Source organism: Paracerasibacillus soli, assembly GCF_042432965.1.
Classification (GTDB): domain Bacteria; phylum Bacillota; class Bacilli; order Bacillales; family Amphibacillaceae; genus Paracerasibacillus; species Paracerasibacillus soli.
This window is the reverse complement of sequence record NZ_JBHLWL010000061.1, coordinates 1-16065: the sequence shown is the minus strand read 5'-3', so window position 1 is coordinate 16065 and position 16065 is coordinate 1. Positions and strand designations below refer to the sequence as shown.

At 35.8% G+C, this 16065-nt stretch carries 15 protein-coding genes and 1 tRNA gene; 8 read left to right on the top strand and 8 right to left on the bottom strand.

The genetic code is table 11. From position 1 onward, the window contains the following. Positions 1–356: 356 nt before the first annotated feature. The gene (locus ACFFIS_RS14600; RefSeq protein WP_390188130.1) at positions 357–2384 is read right to left on the bottom strand and encodes a methyl-accepting chemotaxis protein; all 2028 of its coding nucleotides are present in this window, start codon (positions 2382–2384) and stop codon (positions 357–359) included. Positions 2385–3188: 804 nt separating this feature from the next. Between ACFFIS_RS14600 and ACFFIS_RS14595 the strand changes: the two genes are divergently transcribed. Beyond that, entirely contained in the window at positions 3189–3596 is a 408-nt protein-coding gene (locus ACFFIS_RS14595) for a hypothetical protein (RefSeq protein ID WP_320381189.1), read from the top strand. A 249-nt stretch (positions 3597–3845) separates the two neighbouring features. On the opposite strand, the gene ACFFIS_RS14590 is transcribed toward ACFFIS_RS14595, so the two are convergent. Together ACFFIS_RS14590 and ACFFIS_RS14585 are read right to left on the bottom strand one after the other, a co-directional pair. Next, positions 3846–3918, bottom strand: a tRNA-Ala gene (locus tag ACFFIS_RS14590). Positions 3919–4058: 140 nt separating this feature from the next. Then, entirely contained in the window at positions 4059–5087 is a 1029-nt protein-coding gene (locus tag ACFFIS_RS14585; RefSeq protein WP_390188128.1) for a YeiH family protein, read from the bottom strand. A 117-nt stretch (positions 5088–5204) separates the two neighbouring features. On the opposite strand from ACFFIS_RS14585, the gene ACFFIS_RS14580 reads away from it, so the two are divergent. The 5 genes from ACFFIS_RS14580 to ACFFIS_RS14560 all read left to right on the top strand — a co-directional run bounded on the left by ACFFIS_RS14580 (position 5205) and on the right by ACFFIS_RS14560 (position 9548). Then, positions 5205–6107, top strand: coding sequence for a LysR family transcriptional regulator (locus ACFFIS_RS14580; protein WP_320381190.1), 903 nt, complete (start codon positions 5205–5207; stop codon positions 6105–6107). Positions 6108–6185: 78 nt separating this feature from the next. After that, a complete protein-coding gene (locus ACFFIS_RS14575; protein WP_320381550.1) occupies positions 6186–6452 on the top strand; it encodes a YhdT family protein in 267 nt (88 codons plus the stop codon). Then, positions 6449–7885: a sodium/pantothenate symporter gene (gene panF, locus ACFFIS_RS14570; protein WP_390188127.1), complete on the top strand. Its 1437-nt coding sequence runs from the start codon at positions 6449–6451 to the stop codon at positions 7883–7885. Before ACFFIS_RS14575 ends, panF begins: the two co-directional genes overlap by 4 nt. Positions 7886–7918: 33 nt before the next feature. Beyond that, entirely contained in the window at positions 7919–8317 is a 399-nt protein-coding gene (locus tag ACFFIS_RS14565) for a thiol-disulfide oxidoreductase DCC family protein (RefSeq protein WP_320381191.1), read from the top strand. 172 nt (positions 8318–8489) lie between these two features. After that, positions 8490–9548, top strand: coding sequence for a DUF4097 family beta strand repeat-containing protein (locus tag ACFFIS_RS14560; RefSeq protein ID WP_390188125.1), 1059 nt, complete (start codon positions 8490–8492; stop codon positions 9546–9548). A gap of 154 nt (positions 9549–9702) precedes the next feature. On the opposite strand, the gene ACFFIS_RS14555 is transcribed toward ACFFIS_RS14560, so the two are convergent. Together ACFFIS_RS14555 and ACFFIS_RS14550 are read right to left on the bottom strand one after the other, a co-directional pair. Then, complete coding sequence (locus tag ACFFIS_RS14555; protein ID WP_390188124.1) at positions 9703–11682, bottom strand: acetoacetate--CoA ligase; 1980 nt, start codon at positions 11680–11682, stop codon at positions 9703–9705. Positions 11683–11958: 276 nt separating this feature from the next. After that, on the bottom strand, positions 11959–12207 hold the full coding sequence (locus ACFFIS_RS14550; protein ID WP_320381196.1) for a DNA alkylation repair protein: 249 nt from the start codon (positions 12205–12207) through the stop codon (positions 11959–11961). Between the two features lie 432 nt (positions 12208–12639). On the opposite strand from ACFFIS_RS14550, the gene ACFFIS_RS14545 reads away from it, so the two are divergent. Beyond that, a complete protein-coding gene (locus ACFFIS_RS14545; protein WP_320381197.1) occupies positions 12640–13248 on the top strand; it encodes a DedA family protein in 609 nt (202 codons plus the stop codon). Between the two features lie 93 nt (positions 13249–13341). On the opposite strand, the gene ACFFIS_RS14540 is transcribed toward ACFFIS_RS14545, so the two are convergent. Then, positions 13342–14124 (bottom strand): phosphatidylserine decarboxylase, encoded by a 783-nt coding sequence (locus tag ACFFIS_RS14540; protein WP_390188122.1) that lies wholly within the window; start codon positions 14122–14124, stop codon positions 13342–13344. A gap of 51 nt (positions 14125–14175) precedes the next feature. On the opposite strand from ACFFIS_RS14540, the gene pssA reads away from it, so the two are divergent. After that, a complete protein-coding gene (pssA, locus tag ACFFIS_RS14535; RefSeq protein WP_320381199.1) occupies positions 14176–14709 on the top strand; it encodes a CDP-diacylglycerol--serine O-phosphatidyltransferase in 534 nt (177 codons plus the stop codon). Between the two features lie 74 nt (positions 14710–14783). Here the strand turns inward: pssA and ACFFIS_RS14530 are convergent, their stop codons facing one another. Both ACFFIS_RS14530 and ACFFIS_RS14525 read right to left on the bottom strand, forming a co-directional pair. After that, the gene (locus ACFFIS_RS14530) at positions 14784–15230 is read right to left on the bottom strand and encodes a YueI family protein (RefSeq protein WP_320381200.1); all 447 of its coding nucleotides are present in this window, start codon (positions 15228–15230) and stop codon (positions 14784–14786) included. Between the two features lie 204 nt (positions 15231–15434). Then, a complete protein-coding gene (locus tag ACFFIS_RS14525; RefSeq protein WP_320381201.1) occupies positions 15435–15620 on the bottom strand; it encodes a YfhD family protein in 186 nt (61 codons plus the stop codon). Positions 15621–16065 lie beyond the last annotated feature (445 nt).

Sequence of the window (16065 nt, the reverse complement as noted above, 5' to 3'; positions counted from 1 at the left end):
CGGAAAGCGAAGTATTCTGCCGAAGCGGGGGAATCAGCAGTATCTTCAATAAATATAAGTAAATTAACAGGCACGTTACGAGACAGTTTGGTTCTATTGTCTGTGTCATCGTTCAATACAAAATACTGCTCATAGTTTACCACAAATAATCATGGATAAAAATAGTTTTCCCATTGTTTCGACCATCCTTTTAAATTAGAAGACAAACATGATTGGATCAGACAGTGAAAAATGAATAAACCGTATGAAATCATGGCCCATAAACCTTGATTTCATACGGTTTTATTTGTATCTGAGATTAAAGCTGACTCCGTTATCTTTTTATGTCTTAAACTCGTTAAAAAGAAGGATGCAGTCTATAACTTAAAATGGCTAACTAATTGATTCAGCTTTTCTGCAAGTTCAACTAGTTCTTTAGAGCTGCTAGCTATTTCCTCCATTGAAGCACTTGTTTGTTCAGATGAAGCAGATGTTTGTTCGATACCAGCAGCAGATTCCTCTGAAATTGCTGCAATATCTTCTACAGCCCCATTCATTTGCTGACTTTTGGCAGTGATATTCTCAATGTTTTCAGTTATGACAGTAATATTGTCACCTATATTTGCAATCGAATCATTAATTTCATTAAACTTCTGACCGGTTATTTCAATTTGATTTGTACCAGCTTCCGCCGCTTGATAACCGGTTTGTAATGCTTCTGTGACAACGTTAGATTCAGATTGGATGTTTGCTACAATTCCTGTGATGTCGGCGACAGAACTTGATACTTGTTCAGCAAGCTTTCTTACTTCATCAGCTACAACAGAGAATCCCTTACCATGCTCTCCTGCACGAGCTGCTTCGATTGCAGCGTTTAATGCTAATAAATTCGTTTGATCTGCAATATCTTTAATAACGTCTACTAATTTAGATATTTCCTGCGATTGCAATTCAAGCCCTTTTACTTTTTTAACGGCATCTAGCACAATCTGATAAATTGTCTGCATTTGTTGTTTGGAAGCATCCATTAAATGGCTACCTTCTTTTGTCGTGTCAATGATACTACCAGTAGATTGCTCTAATTGCTCGCTATTCTCGTTAACATGTTCCAAATCGCGGGCAAATGCTTGCATCGAGGATGCTAGGTCGCTCGCACCTCTTGCTTGAATTTCTGAACCAGATGCTAGTTCCTGCATAGTCGAAGAAACTTGTTCAGATGCAGTTTTAACTTCACCAGCAGATTGTGTTAATTCTTCACTATGGGTTAACACAGAGTCTGTTACATTATTTACTTCATTAATTAACTCGCGCATCGTGATGCTCATATCGTTTGTTGCTTGAATAAGTTGCCCTATTTCATCTTGCGATTGTGTATGAAATGGCTTATGACTCAAATTACCACTAGCAATCTGCTTCATTCGCTCCATTACAATTTTAAGAGATAAGATAATCTTTCTCGTCGTGAAAACGGATATTAGGATAGCAAGGACCATAATAATTCCGACACCGATAGAGATTGGTGCGATAATGGAACGAGCTTGCTTTTGGAAGTCTTGTACATAAACGGTACCAGTAATGAGCCAATTTGTTGTAGTGTTTTTAGCGAATCCCAATACTTTATCTTCGCCTTCTAATTGATATTTAACAATACCCTGGTTCCCAGCCTTTATCATTTCTTTGTAATATTGCTCATTTGATAGGTCTTTTCCAATATAAGATTTATCGGGATGTGCGATAACCTTTCCTTGACTATCAAATATAACAGCATAACCAGTTTCTCCAATTTTTACTTTATTAATCATATCAACAAGCGTGTCAATAAGTATGTCTGCCGCAACAACACCCATGAGTTTGTCACCGTTATAATAGGCTTTTGAAGCAGTAATAACTGTCTTACCTGTCCCAGCATCACTGTACGGTTCAGACCAAACAACTTTACCGTTAGCTTGTGTGGCATCTTGATACCATAATCTTTCCTTTGCATTGAAGTCGTGGGCGGCTTTCGTTGTAGGATAATTAATAAATTCTCCGCCATTTGTACTCATATATACGGAAACTAATGAAGGTGTTGCTTCTTTTGTTTCTTTAAAGGATTGTATTAATTCATTTTTGTCTTTCGTGTTATAGTTCGTTAGTAAGTGATTCGTTGAAAAGCGATCTAATATACTAGATACATTCGAAAAGAAAATATCAAATGTGTCATCCATACTTACCATTTGACCTTTGACGTTTTCACTAAGGACATTTGTTGTGTTTTTTACACTAGAAAAGTAACTAATAAAAGCAGCAACTAATCCAGTACAAAAGATAAGCAAAATAAAAGGAATTAATATTTTATTTTGTAGTGAGTTTGCATAAAAAGATCCTAATCTAGAACCTTTCCTTTTTGTGCTTTGATGTTCCATGTTTGGGAGCTCCTCTTTATCATTATATTTTTACGTACTTAACGTGAAGAAGTGATGAGTGATCATGTAACATCATTATTTTCGGTAAGAAAAGGTATAAAGTTAAGATAATAATGAAGTTTTTTTGTGAAATATAGATGGAAAATAAAGGGGATATTTTTGCTGCTAGGTTAGGATACATATCTTATTATCTATTATTCAGTGCAAATCAATTAATTTAATAGACTTCCGATATACTTTTCAAATCAAATAATATGAGTGAAATCATTTCACGTTAATGTGTGCATACAACTAGCGTCATTCTTAAAATATAATGAGAGAAGGATCATGATATCATTTGTACTAACGCTTCTAAATCGCAAAAAAACACCTACAAGTGTGAATTTGTAGGTGTTTCATGGTAGTGGAGCATAGGGGCTCGGAGTTGTTTCCAGTAATATCCTAGAGGAGCTTTGAAAAACCCAAAGTAGCAATGTTATTTGACCTCTTGTGTCCGATAGAGTCCTGTATTGTTTAACTTTTACTTTCTAGTTCCATGACCAAATCCATGACCAAATCCATGACTAAAATAACCAGCTGCTGAAATGGATGTCAGTATGATTGCCTTGTGCTTTATCAGCGGATGGTTAACACAAATCTATAATAACATGAGAGATTGGAAATTTTGAGGTATCAATCCCTCATCACTATGTTCATTTTATACGTGGTCTCAGGTAATGTGAAAATTATAATAAATAGGCGATGCTGAATAAAAAAGTGTGATAAAATGTAATGATACAAAAACGTCATGAAGGGAGAGAGGGAATGGTTAAAAAGATTATTATCGCTATAGTTTCATGTTTTTTGTTTAGCTTGATTGTTGCTACAATAGCATATTTAATGTCAGATCAAGAGACAAGGGAAATGTATCCTTTATTTAGCAGTATGATTGTTATCATGTTTTATTCAGTACCGTTTTTTCTATTAATAGGTATTCCATATTCCTATTTAGTAGATTTTTTAGAACAAAAGAAGCAATTTTCCTTCGTATCTATATCACTTATTTATATAATGGGTGGTATTATCGCTGCAGGTGCGGTACGCTTATTTTTTGGATTTGGGGAAGGTTCATTAGCAGTCTTCGGTCAATTATGCATCCAATTTGGCGGTGCAGCCTTTATGTTTTTACTTGTAGCAACAATTTTTAAAAGGATGGGTTTACTTAACTTTTAATATATGAAGGTGCTAAAGAGTGCGAGGTTAATTCAGAAAAAGTTAGATTTACTTTAAATCTTATTGGGATGGGATATTAGTGACGAACCAACCACTCAGGACATTGTAACGATAGGCATTTAGAGAAGGAGCGACTATTTGATATTAAGTTGCACTTTATTGTCTATGAACCAGAGACACCCCAAGTTCCTCTTAAATCAACCCTCTAAAACGAAAAGAAACCCTGATATACCAAGGGTTTCCAAGTAGTGGAGCATAGCGGGCTCGAACCGCTGACCTCTTGCCTGCCAGGCAAGCGCTCTCCCAGCTGAGCTAATGCCCCATGTATTTAAGTAACTGGAACCTATTATATAATGGAATGGAGAACATTTCAAGCTGTTTAAGTAGGTAACGATGTGCAATCACAGATTAAAGTAAAAAACGTGCTAATAGGCAAAGCCTCATAGCACGTAGATTCTGTTATTAAATAATGATGTACGCAAGAATGGATACTAAAACAGAAGTGATTGTCATTGCGATTAGCGGCTTTAATGCTCTAGTACGCAAATCCTTGATACTTACATTTAGTCCTAATCCGACCATTGCTGCAGTTAAGAGCCATGTTGTAATAGTAGAAATTGTATCTAAAGTTTGGTTGGAAATAGGAATAATTGGTCCTAATACATAACTACCAACAATACTTAGCGCAATAAATCCTAATAAAAAGTATGGAAATTCAACTTTAGCATTGCTTGTGTTGGAATTTTTATTCTTACGATTCATTAAATAAATGAAAATAAAGCTGAGTGGGACAAGCAAAAATACACGTCCTAGCTTTGCTAATAATGCAATTGCTAATGCATCCTTACCAGCTGGGTCGGCTGCTATTGCAACGTGTGCAAGCTCATGAAGACTCATACCTGACCATATCCCATAGTCTACATCACTAAGCGGTAGAATAGGTCGGATAATGGTATAACCAATAGCAAATACAGTACCCATTAGGGCAATTATTCCTACACCAATGGCGGTATCTTCATCCTTAGCCTTTACAATTGGTGCTATAGCTGCAATCGCGGCTGCACCACAAACTCCTGTACCTACCCCAAGTAATAAAGAGATAGAGGAATCTGCTTTTAATCGTTTTGCTAACCAAACTGTAAAAAGGATGGCAAATGTAATAATAACTGCATCACGGGCAAGTAATCCAAGTCCATCATGAAAAACAACATCAATATTAAGTTTTAAACCGTATAAAATAATTGCAAAACGTAATAATTTTTTCGATGAAAATGTGATGCCGTTACGGATTATTTCGGGATAACCAAATATTTGACGGTATATGACTGCGATGATGATGGCACTTGCTAACTGTCCAACATGATCAAAGCCAGGTACTTTTGCTAATAAGTAGCCTAAAAATGCAATGAAAAATGTAAATACAACACCTACAACCCATTTTAGTGCAGTATTATCATTTTTATTTTGTTGTTGTGTTTGTTGAACACTCATGGAATCGCCTCCTAACTATAGATTAATTGTAAGTGTTCTCCTTGTATAAGTAAAATAAATAATAGTAATCATGATGATAAGTATTCTGTTATAATACTATTGGAAGTAGGGATGAAATTGGATAAAAATTTACTCGTATTCGTGACAGTAGTGGAACAAGAAAACTTTTCTCGTGCCGCTAAAGAACTACATATGACACAACCAGCTGTGAGCCAGTACATTCGTATGCTGGAAGAGGATGTAGGTACAAGACTACTGGAAAGGACAAATAAATATGTCCGTTTAAACAAAGCTGGAGAAGTTGTCTACCATCATGCAAAAGAAATAATTGGTCTTTATACGAAGATGGAAAATCTCCTAGATGATATTACAAACAAAGCAAAGGGGATACTAACAATTGGAGCGAGTTATACATTCGGTGAATATGTTCTACCGCATATTATTGCCATGATGCAAAATAAATATCCAGGTATCCAACCAACTATTACGATTGGAAACACAGCGCATATTACGGAGTTGGTACTCACGCATCAATTAGATATTGGTATTATAGAAGGGATGATGAATGGGGTTCATTTAGAAAAGACACCATTTGCTGATGATCAACTATATATCGTCGCATCTCCAAATAATCCTCTCACAACGCAACCCTTAATAAAGAAACAAGATTTGGAACAAAGTATGTGGATTATAAGAGAAGAAGGTTCTGGTACTAGAGAATCATTAGAAAATCTTTTCGCGGAATTAACAATTAAACCGGAGAGAACAATGAAGTTTAGTAGTACACAACCAATAAAGGAGGCAGTTGCGGCTGGTTTAGGAATTAGTTTATTATCTAAGTGGGCGATTCAAAAAGAACTCAAACATCATGAATTAATCATATTGCCAGTCGAGGGAACACCTTATCATCGCCAGTTTTCCTACATCACAATGTCTCCCTTTCAAACGAAAGCATTGAAGTTATTCATTTCGCTGCTACACGATAGTGATTTGTCTGAGTCGATAAAAAGAAAAATATAGCATGAGCGTCAATGTTTCAATATTGTGTAAACTACGTTATATTTTATATAATTCTATTTTGCCTTTGAGGAGGTTAATATCTTGCAAAAAAAATATGAGAAAATCGCAAATAAGGAAGCGTTATTCGGTGTTGGGTTAGTCATCATTAACTTTGTTTGGTGGTTTCTATTTGCATATGGGTTAGGGAGTAAAGACCCTTCCACTTATACATATATTATGGGACTTCCCGCGTGGTTCTTTTATAGCTGTGTCGTAGGATTTATTGTCATGATGATTTTAGTGATTTTTGTTGTGAAATTGTTTTTTGTTGAGATTCCTTTAGATGAGGAGGAGACAGACGAATGAATATTGAAGCAATGATTCCGTTTATTTTAATAGTAATTAGTATGCTCTTTGTTGGTATTTGGGCATCACGTCAACTTACTTCGTCTACTTCCTTTCTGAATGATTACTTTTTAGGGGGAAGAAGTCTTGGTGGTTTTGTCTTGGCAATGACTATGACTGCCACATATGGTAGTTCAAGTAGCTTTTTAAGTGGACCAGGGATGGCCTACTCGATGGGACTTGGTTGGGTATTGCTTTCGATGACACAAGTTGCAACTGGATACTTTGTTCTTATGATTTTGGGTAAAAAATTCGCGATTACGACGCGTCGTTTTAAAGCGGTAACGTTGGTTGATTATTTAAAAGAACGTTATCAATCTAAATGGGTTGTATTCATTTCTTCATTTAGTATTATCGTATTTCTATTTTCTGCTATGGCTGCCCAATGGATTGGTGGTGGTCGATTAATTGAATCATTAACGGGGTTGTCTTATACTAGTTCATTATTTATTTTTGCTGTAACTGTTCTAGTTTATGTAACTGTTGGAGGATTTCGCGCGGTTGCATTAACGGATGCAGTTCAAGGGAGCATCATGTTTATTGGAACGTTAATCCTGCTTATTGCCGTCATCATTGCAGGAGGTGGTATACCAGCAATTATTGCGGATTTAACAGCGGAAAATCCAAATTTAATTACGCCGTTTGGTGCGGATAGAAGTTTATCACCCGCTTATGTATCTTCATTTTGGATTTTGGTAGGTGTAGGGGTTGTAGCTTTACCGCAGATTGCGGTTAGGGCGATGTCATATAAAAATTCACGTTCCATGCATAGAGCGATTATTATTGGTACGTTTGTAGTTGGGTTTATTATGTTAAATATGCATTTAATTGGTGCATTTGGCAGGGTAATTTTACCTGGAATTAGTGCAGATGCAACGGATAAGGTGATGCCACTATTAGCGTTAGATGTCTTACCACCGTGGCTTGCAGGTATTGTCCTAGCAGCGCCAATGGCTGCAATTATGTCGACGGTCGATTCCCTTTTATTATTGGTAAGCTCAACTGTTGTAAAAGATGTTTATTTAAATTATATCCAGCCTAATGCATCACAGCAGGTAATAAAATGGACGAGTTTTTCGGTTACGGCATTAATTGGTATTCTCGTATTTGTAATGGCAATCAATCCATCTGATTTAATTATTTGGCTAAACTTATTTGCCTTTGGTGGATTAGAGGCGGCGTTTATTTGGCCGATTGTGATGGGGCTTTATTGGAAAAAGGGTAATAAATATGGTGCTCTCTCATCCATGGTTGTAGGAATTGTTTTATTTATTGTGATGGATCGATTTTTTCCGCGATTATTTGACTTACATCCAGTTGTATTACCAATTGTCATTTCATTTTTGGTATATGTTATCATAAGCTTACTAACACAGAAGAAACAAATAGCTTAAGATATGGCTTACAAGAAGAAAGGATGCGGGTTGATGGGTCCCACCATTTTATTTGATGGAGATTGTAATTTTTGCGATGCAAGTGTGCAATTTATCATAAAAAGAGATCCAGATGCGGTTTTTAAATTTGCTTCATTACAAAGTGAGATTGGTCAGCAATTATTAAAGGGATTTCCAGAACATCAAGGTGTGGATAGTTTTTTACTGGTAGATAGAGAAGTAGTGTATGATCGGTCAACAGCCGCTTTTCAAGTTTGTAGATATTTAAAAGGAGGATGGAAGATATTCTATTGTTTACGGTACATTCCCAAACCGATAACAGATTTATTTTATCAAATGGTTGCGAAACGTCGCTATAAATGGTTTGGAAAAAAAGTATATTGTCTTTTACCGACTCCAGATATAAGACGTCGATTTTTAGATATGGAATAAGTTCACGGTTGTGGTTGCGCGTCATCGTGTACACATGAGCATGGAGCATTTGATAATGGTGCTTCAATCAGACTTCAGGCGGAGAAAAACTACTTCAAGAGAAGGTATTTATTCAGTTTAAGAAGAGATAAACTAAATATAGAAGACTAAACAAGGAGTGGGAGTGGTTGTTTTGAAAGGTGCCTTATCACATGTACTAGATAATTTAACTGGTTCTCGTGAACGAAAAGTAGTGAGTGAGACAATTGCGATTTCTTCAATTAAAAAGTTTCATGTTGTTTCAAAAGAAGTAGACATACGTATATTTCCGCATGACAACCCCGAAATAGATATAGTTTTACAAACGTATGAGGATGGTCCTGATTTAGCGATTTCATCTGAAGGGGAAAGTATTGAAATTACTGTAAGAAATCAAGAGCATGGTAATCGATCTATCCTTTCAATTCATCGCTATTTATCATGCCGTTTGACGATAAAACTACCAAGAGAATGTGTTGAACAATGGAATATCCAGACTACTTCAGGAAATGTTGAAATAGAAAAGATTGTTGCTGAACGTCTGAAAATCTCGTCAAGGTCTGGAGATTTGAAATTGAGGGATTTGCTAATTGCGAATGTAAATATTAAAGGTACTTCAGGAGATATGAATTGCGAGTACATAAAATCCGATAAGATTTCCGTGTCTGCATCATCTGGTAATATTACGCTTTCGGAAGTATACGGTGATGTAGAAGGAGGAGTAACTTCGGGAAATATAAGGGCGATGGCAATTCGTGGAACAGAGGTATCCTTTCAAGCAACTTCAGGTAATGTAAAACTACATGATATTCAAGCAGAAAAATTAGTTTGTAGTGCTACATCAGGCAGTATACTTGGCGAAAATGTTCATGTAGGCCTTTTACGTACAAAACTAACGTCTGGAGACATGAAGTTTATACATTTTTGTGGACAAGTTGTTGGCAATTCGTCATCAGGGAATATGAAATGTCAAATGGATGAAATACGTCCACTAGATATGACATCTACTAGCGGTGATATAACGATTCATTTAGGGGGGAAAGATTTACCTAGCCAATTAGATATGAAAACAAATTCGGGTGATCTGGTAACAAACCTTCCTTTACGTTTGATAAGGAAGTCAAATAAACATATAACAGGGATCATGGAAGATGGTACGCATCCTATTACAGTACAATCCACATCAGGTGACCTTGTTGTGTATACGAAATAATATAAGATGCTGGAACATAAGGGGACGGGATAAAACCAAAGTGTCAGCTCCCTCAACTACTATATTTAGTATGAAATACTGAACTTTTCTACTAGTATGTAGCTAAACGAGGGAGTCAGACCTTTTATATTCTAGTCTCCTTTTGCTATATCTTTCATAAATGTTCTTTCGTAAAATTGATAAAATAGGAGAGGGTCTCGGGATTACGTAGTGAACCTTGATTCACAACATTTTCAAGCGGCTGCCCCATTAAAATCTTTTTCACTGGAACTTCTAGTTTTTTTCCATTTAAGGTTCGCGGTATATCAGGTACAGCATATATCGCGTTTGGCACATGCCTTGGTGAGCAATGTATACGAATTTGATTGTTTATTTCCTTTTTCATAGTATCGGTAAGTACGATGTCTTTATTTAATATAATAAAAAGCGGAACAAAGGAATCACCGTTGTTTAAAGGAATATCAACAATTAGGCTATCTTTTATTCCATCAATTTGATCAATTGCTCGATAAATTTCACTCGTCCCTATTCGTATTCCACCACGATTGATTGTTGCATCTGAACGTCCGTAAATAATACAAGTACCACGTTCTGTAAGTTTCACATAGTCGCCGTGACGCCAAATACCCGGAAACATATCGAAATAACTATCCCGATAGCGAGACCCATCTTGATCATTCCAAAAGTAGATGGGCATGGCAGGAAAAGGCTTTGTTAAGACAAGCTCACCAACTTTATCTAATTCAGCTTTCCCTGTTTCATCAAAGCTCTCAATACTCGCCCCAAGTCCGCGACATTGTAATTCCCCAGCGTAAACAGGTAAAATTGGAGCACCTAAAATGAAGGCCGTACATACATCTGTTCCGCCACTAATTGATGCAATCCATAGATCCTGCTTTACATGTTCGTAACACCATAAAAATCCTTCGGGAGGTAGAGGAGAACCAGTTGAGCTGATATTTTTTAAATGCTGTAAATTAAATTCTTTCCCGGGCTCAACACCATCTTTTATACATGCTGTTAGATAGCTAGCACTAGTTCCAAATACAGTCATTTTTGTATCCTCTGCAAGTTGCCATAACATATGGTGATGGGGGTATGTTGGGCTCCCATCGTATAAAATAATTGTACTTCCGGCAAGTAACCCACCGACTAAAAAGTTCCACATCATCCAACCAGTTGTCGTATACCAGAAAAAACGGTCGCCATCACTTAAATCGACATGAAATGTTACAGCTTTTAAATGCTCTAGTAAAATTCCACCCTGACTATGAACGATTGGTTTCGGTACGCCTGTTGTACCAGATGAGAATAATACCCAAAGTGGTTCATTAAATTCAACGTATTCATATATTAATTCTGTTACTTCTGTCCTTTTAACCGCATCATTCCAAGCTATTGTATTTTTTAGATGATTAAACTTAGCATTTTTATGTAAATATGGAATCGTAATGGTAGCTTCTAGAGATGGAAGTTCAGCTTGTATATTTTCAATAGTAGATAGCCGATCAAAGCTTTTTCCATTGTATGTATAACCATCAACTGTAATCATCATTTTAGGTGCGATTTGTTTAAATCGATCAATGACACTTTGTGTTCCGAAATCAGGAGAAGCACTAGACCAGATAGCTCCAAGACTGGCAGTAGCGAGAAAGCAAACAATAGTTTCATAGATATTAGGTAAGTATGCAACAACACGATCACCTTTTTGTAGACCGAGCTTTATAAATGTTTGTTGCATGGCAACGGTATCTTCATATAACTTACCCCATGTTACTTCCCTATTTTCCCTCGTTTCAGAAGTGTGGATAATTGCCGGATGTTCCAAGTGACGGTTTCGAAAGATATGTTCTACGTAGTTTATTCTTGCGTCTGCAAACCATTTTGCGCCGGGCATCTGATTGGACGTAAGCACTGTATTGTATGGTTTTGTAGAGTAGATGTTAAAATATTCCCATTGTGATTCCCAAAAATCCTCCAAGTTGTGAACAGACCACTGCCATAAGTCATCATAATTGTGAAAAGATAGCCCCTTTTGTTCTCGTAACCATTTCATGTAATGGGTAATATTTGCTTGTTCCTTTCGTGTCTGGCTGGGATTCCAAAGTAAAGTACCTTCATGAATAGATTTCATAAAACCCCTCCCCTTAATATATTGACAATTATGTATATTATATTGTATACGCATACATCGTGTAAAGAATATGAATATTGTATAAAAGTAATGCGTGTGAAATAAATCAAATTGGATTATCGGGTTGAGTACCCTTTTTTCAACAGCAAATAGGGGATTTTTCTATCCTGTACGAAAAATAGCAAACTTGATCAGTTAGAATTTATAGAGCATGACTCCCTTACTGACCAAGTTTTATAGCGTTACCGCTTAGGACGGAATATCGTCATCACTTTTTCATTGCTGATTTGATTCGGCAAACTTCTTGAATGTTCGTTCATCCTCGACGACTCCACAAACCCCACATTGTACGCGATACTGTGGCCCTTTGTACTTCATATGAAAAGCTTCTACTTCATGATTTGTGTAATCACTGATAACTTCACCAGATTGTGGATTTACTTTAATAGGATGAACAACTTGCTCAATTAAATTGAAGCGAGAGCGATTTGTTTTACAGTTAGGGCATAAGTACATATATCCCATATGTAAACACCTCCATATGTTTATTATCAACTAAATCATATGTTTTATGAATCTTTTTTACATAAGTAACGTATGAGTAGATAAGCTCATAAAAGAAGGGAGAATTCAAGTAAATTAATTTAGAAGAATCTCCCTATAGTCTATTTAATTCATGTATAATAGAAATATTATTAATTTAATTTTATTACAGGCTAATTGGCTGTATGATTCCACTTCAAGAATGTTAGGCGAAAGAAGAATGATAAGTGTTGGATCAACAGAAAGTCAAAAGTCCGATTTTTTCGGGCATAAAAGACGTAGGAACAAGATGTTGCTACTTTAGTCTTTGTTCCCCTTCAACTTTCAAATAGGGGAGTGTAAAAAGCCACCACGGAATGAAGTTTTACTTTGTATTGTAAGGCTTTTAACATCAGTGAAAGCAGGTTCAGTGATATGGGAACATGGTACGAATTTATTAGTCAATTTGGATATGTTGCTATTTTTGGCTTACTAACGCTTGGTATTATTGGCCTCCCAGTTCCAGATGAAGTCCTTCTCACATATTTAGGTTATGTGACATCTATTGGAAAAATGAGTTTTACGTTTACCTTTCTTACCGCACTTTTAGGATCGGTTTTAGGTATTTCTATCAGCTATTATCTTGGACTAAAGTTGGGAGAGCCTTTTATAAAAAAATATGGCAAAAGGTTTTTCATTAGTGAACGGACGTTTGAGAGGGCAAAGCGATTGTTTCATAAATATGGTGCTTTCATGCTAGTCATTAGTTACTTCATTCCCGGCATCCGACATGTAGCAGCTTATATGAGTGGGATAACACGCTATTCTTTTAAAAGGTTTGCGTTATTTGCATATACAGGCGCTGTTTTTTGGGTTTTATTATTTTTAGTTATAGGGAATCGTCTGGGCGTACATTGGAATGTCATTTTCCTCTTTACACGTAAATACATGTGGAGTATGATTGTTTTATTAGTTGTTTGCATTGTTTTTGGAACGATATACTATCGTCATCGTTTACGAAAGCAAAATGTACAAGAATTGTAAAGTGCATAGAAATATTATTGTTTTGAGAAGAAGGAAAGCTAAAATCACTTTCCTTGTTTCATAACAGAAGTCTTAAAACATCGTACTCGCTATTTATTGTTTATTCCACACAGCGAGAGGTTCACCGACGGTAACTTCTGTACTTTTATTCATAAGAGAATGGAATTGACTATTTTTCTCAATAAAGAGAATGACAGTAGATCCAAATGAAAAATATCCTAACTCTTCACCCTTTGTAAATTTATCTTCTGAATGTATGAGTTGGATTGAATTAATATTTAAAGCACCAACTTTAACCATCGCTATGTTGCCAAATTCTGTTTGTAGTTCAGAAATGAGCCGATAATTTGTGGCGAAAAGTGCATCACCCCAACGCATTCCTAGACTGTTAACAGGAAATGACTTTTCACCTAAAGCATAGCGTGAATGTAATGTCCCACTTATTGGATAATGAAAACGATGATAGTGTCTCGGAGATAAATAAAGAATGTAGAAGAAGCCGTCCTCATATTTTTTGGCTCTTTCTTTACTACCGAGTACATGATCTAATTGATAAAGACGATCTTTGATAAAAAAGGTTTGGTTTTTCATAATCGGACCCATATCACTTAAAACACCATCGACTGGTGATATCAGTGTGTTGGGTGAAGCGTCAATTGGACGCAAATTATCTTTAAGCTGTCGTGTGAAAAAGTCATGAAGTGAACCATATTGATGAATAGGTAATTTCATTTCATTTTGATTGATTTGATACGTATTTGCAAATGGTCGTATAAGAGGCTTACTACACTTTGACTTTGCAAACGATTTTAATATAGAAGAACTATAGGGATTTCCGGTTAATTCCACAAAATATTTAAAAATAAATTTAAGCATACTTTTTCACACCTTTGTAAGTAAAATAAAATTTTTCTGGGGGATTGATTTATGTTTTTAATTAGACGTATTGATTATACTAAAATAAAAGCACAAATGGCTAATTTTATTACGTTAATAAATTTAAGTTTTGGTGCAGTTGCTATTATAACTTTGTTAAAAGGCTTTGTTCACATGAGTATTTTGTTTATATTCCTAGCGGCACTGTTTGATAGATTTGATGGTATGGTTGCAAGAAAGTATAATATTGAATCAGATTTTGGTAAAGAGCTTGATTCCCTTTGTGATATGGTGTCCTTTGGAGTTGCACCAGCAATGTTAATTTATCAAACAAGTTTGGACAGTATTCCAGGTGTCGGTCTATCATTAGTTATTATTTTTATACTTTGTGGTGCTGTTCGTTTAGCAAGATATAATGTAAAAGAATTTGATGGTGCATTTTATGGCATCCCTATTACAGCAGCAGGGGTCATCTTAACATTTTGTGCCTTATTTGCAGAACACTTACCGATTCTATTTTATGCAATTCTAACAACAATATTAGCAATTCTTATGGTTAGTAACATTCGAATTCAAAAAATGTAGGAATGAAAAAAATAGTAGTACAACCAGCGTAATGGCATGGATTGTACTACTATTTTTGTGTATAAGGTCATCAACTATGAAAGCCAGTCTTTGAGCTTATATATAAACGGCTTCCTTTTTTCATTTGTGTTTGGATCCTTTGTAGGAATCTCATTTTCAGAAATAAAAATATCCTCTTTATCAATCGCGTAATCATAAGCTAATACAGCGCCGATGTCAGTATCCACTTCCTCGTTTGTGATGACTGTGTATGGAATGTTATATTTTTCAGCAACCTTTTTTTCTTCCTTTAAAAACTGGTTTGCCACGTGGCCATTAAAAATAAGTGTTGCTTCCGGATGTTTTTGCATTTCTTCCGCCAATCGACTAACTCCTTTATCAGTCATAACCTGGCCAATTGTTAAGGCTAAAACAACACGCTCACGAAGCGTACCAAGAAATCGATTGCGTTCTTCCTGTTTAGGCAGTCTTGTTCCATAAATTCCGTCTGTGAGATAATCGTCAACACTTTTATTTCCCATTTTGATTCCTCGCTTTTTTAATGATTACGATATCATGATGTATGTGAAAGTATCTACATATATTGTACGAAGTTCTCGCGTTTGATGCAATGAAATCAGTGCAAAATTAGGCAGTGTGTAATAAAAAGTTGTTTTATGTACGATGAATGGATATAGTAGAAAACTGGTGTGTTCCAATCGGAGTATCACACCAGTTTTTTAATACTATAAAGTTTTTCTTTGTTGTTTCACGCGCCTATCAGCAGCTTTGCTTCTGTTTTGGGCTTCCTTATCATCATCATCTGCAAGTTCCTCGGAGAACTCAATATCTAATCCATCAGACAATTGATTTTTAGGCGTCTGTGCAAGATGTCTCTTACCACGAGATTTCCGATGTTCATCTCTTCCCATGTGTGTCACCTCATTTCAGTAAACTTACGCTTATCTTGTTCAATATCGTAATTTTTGCTGTTTGAGGAAATATGATTTTTATTTTCTTCCACACGTTAAACATGAAATTACCTAGAGGTCTGCGTCTTTTATAACGTAATCGTCTTTTTTGATTACGCATCCTTAGTATGTGTTATTCAAAGGAAAAAATAAAAGTAATTATTTAACAATACTACGGTTGGAAGTTAAAGGTTACAATAGGATGGGGATTTGGAAGATATTCGAAGTATGTAAACAAGATTTCCACAACGTATTGCCAAGAGAAGATAAATAAAAAGAGACAGAACAAAAGGGATTGAACCCTTTGTGGCTCTTTGTCAAATAGTGTTGGTGGCTGAATTAAGGTCGCTAAAATATTAATGATTCGGGATCTGTTTATCCTGCCACTTAAGCGGCAGGATAAACA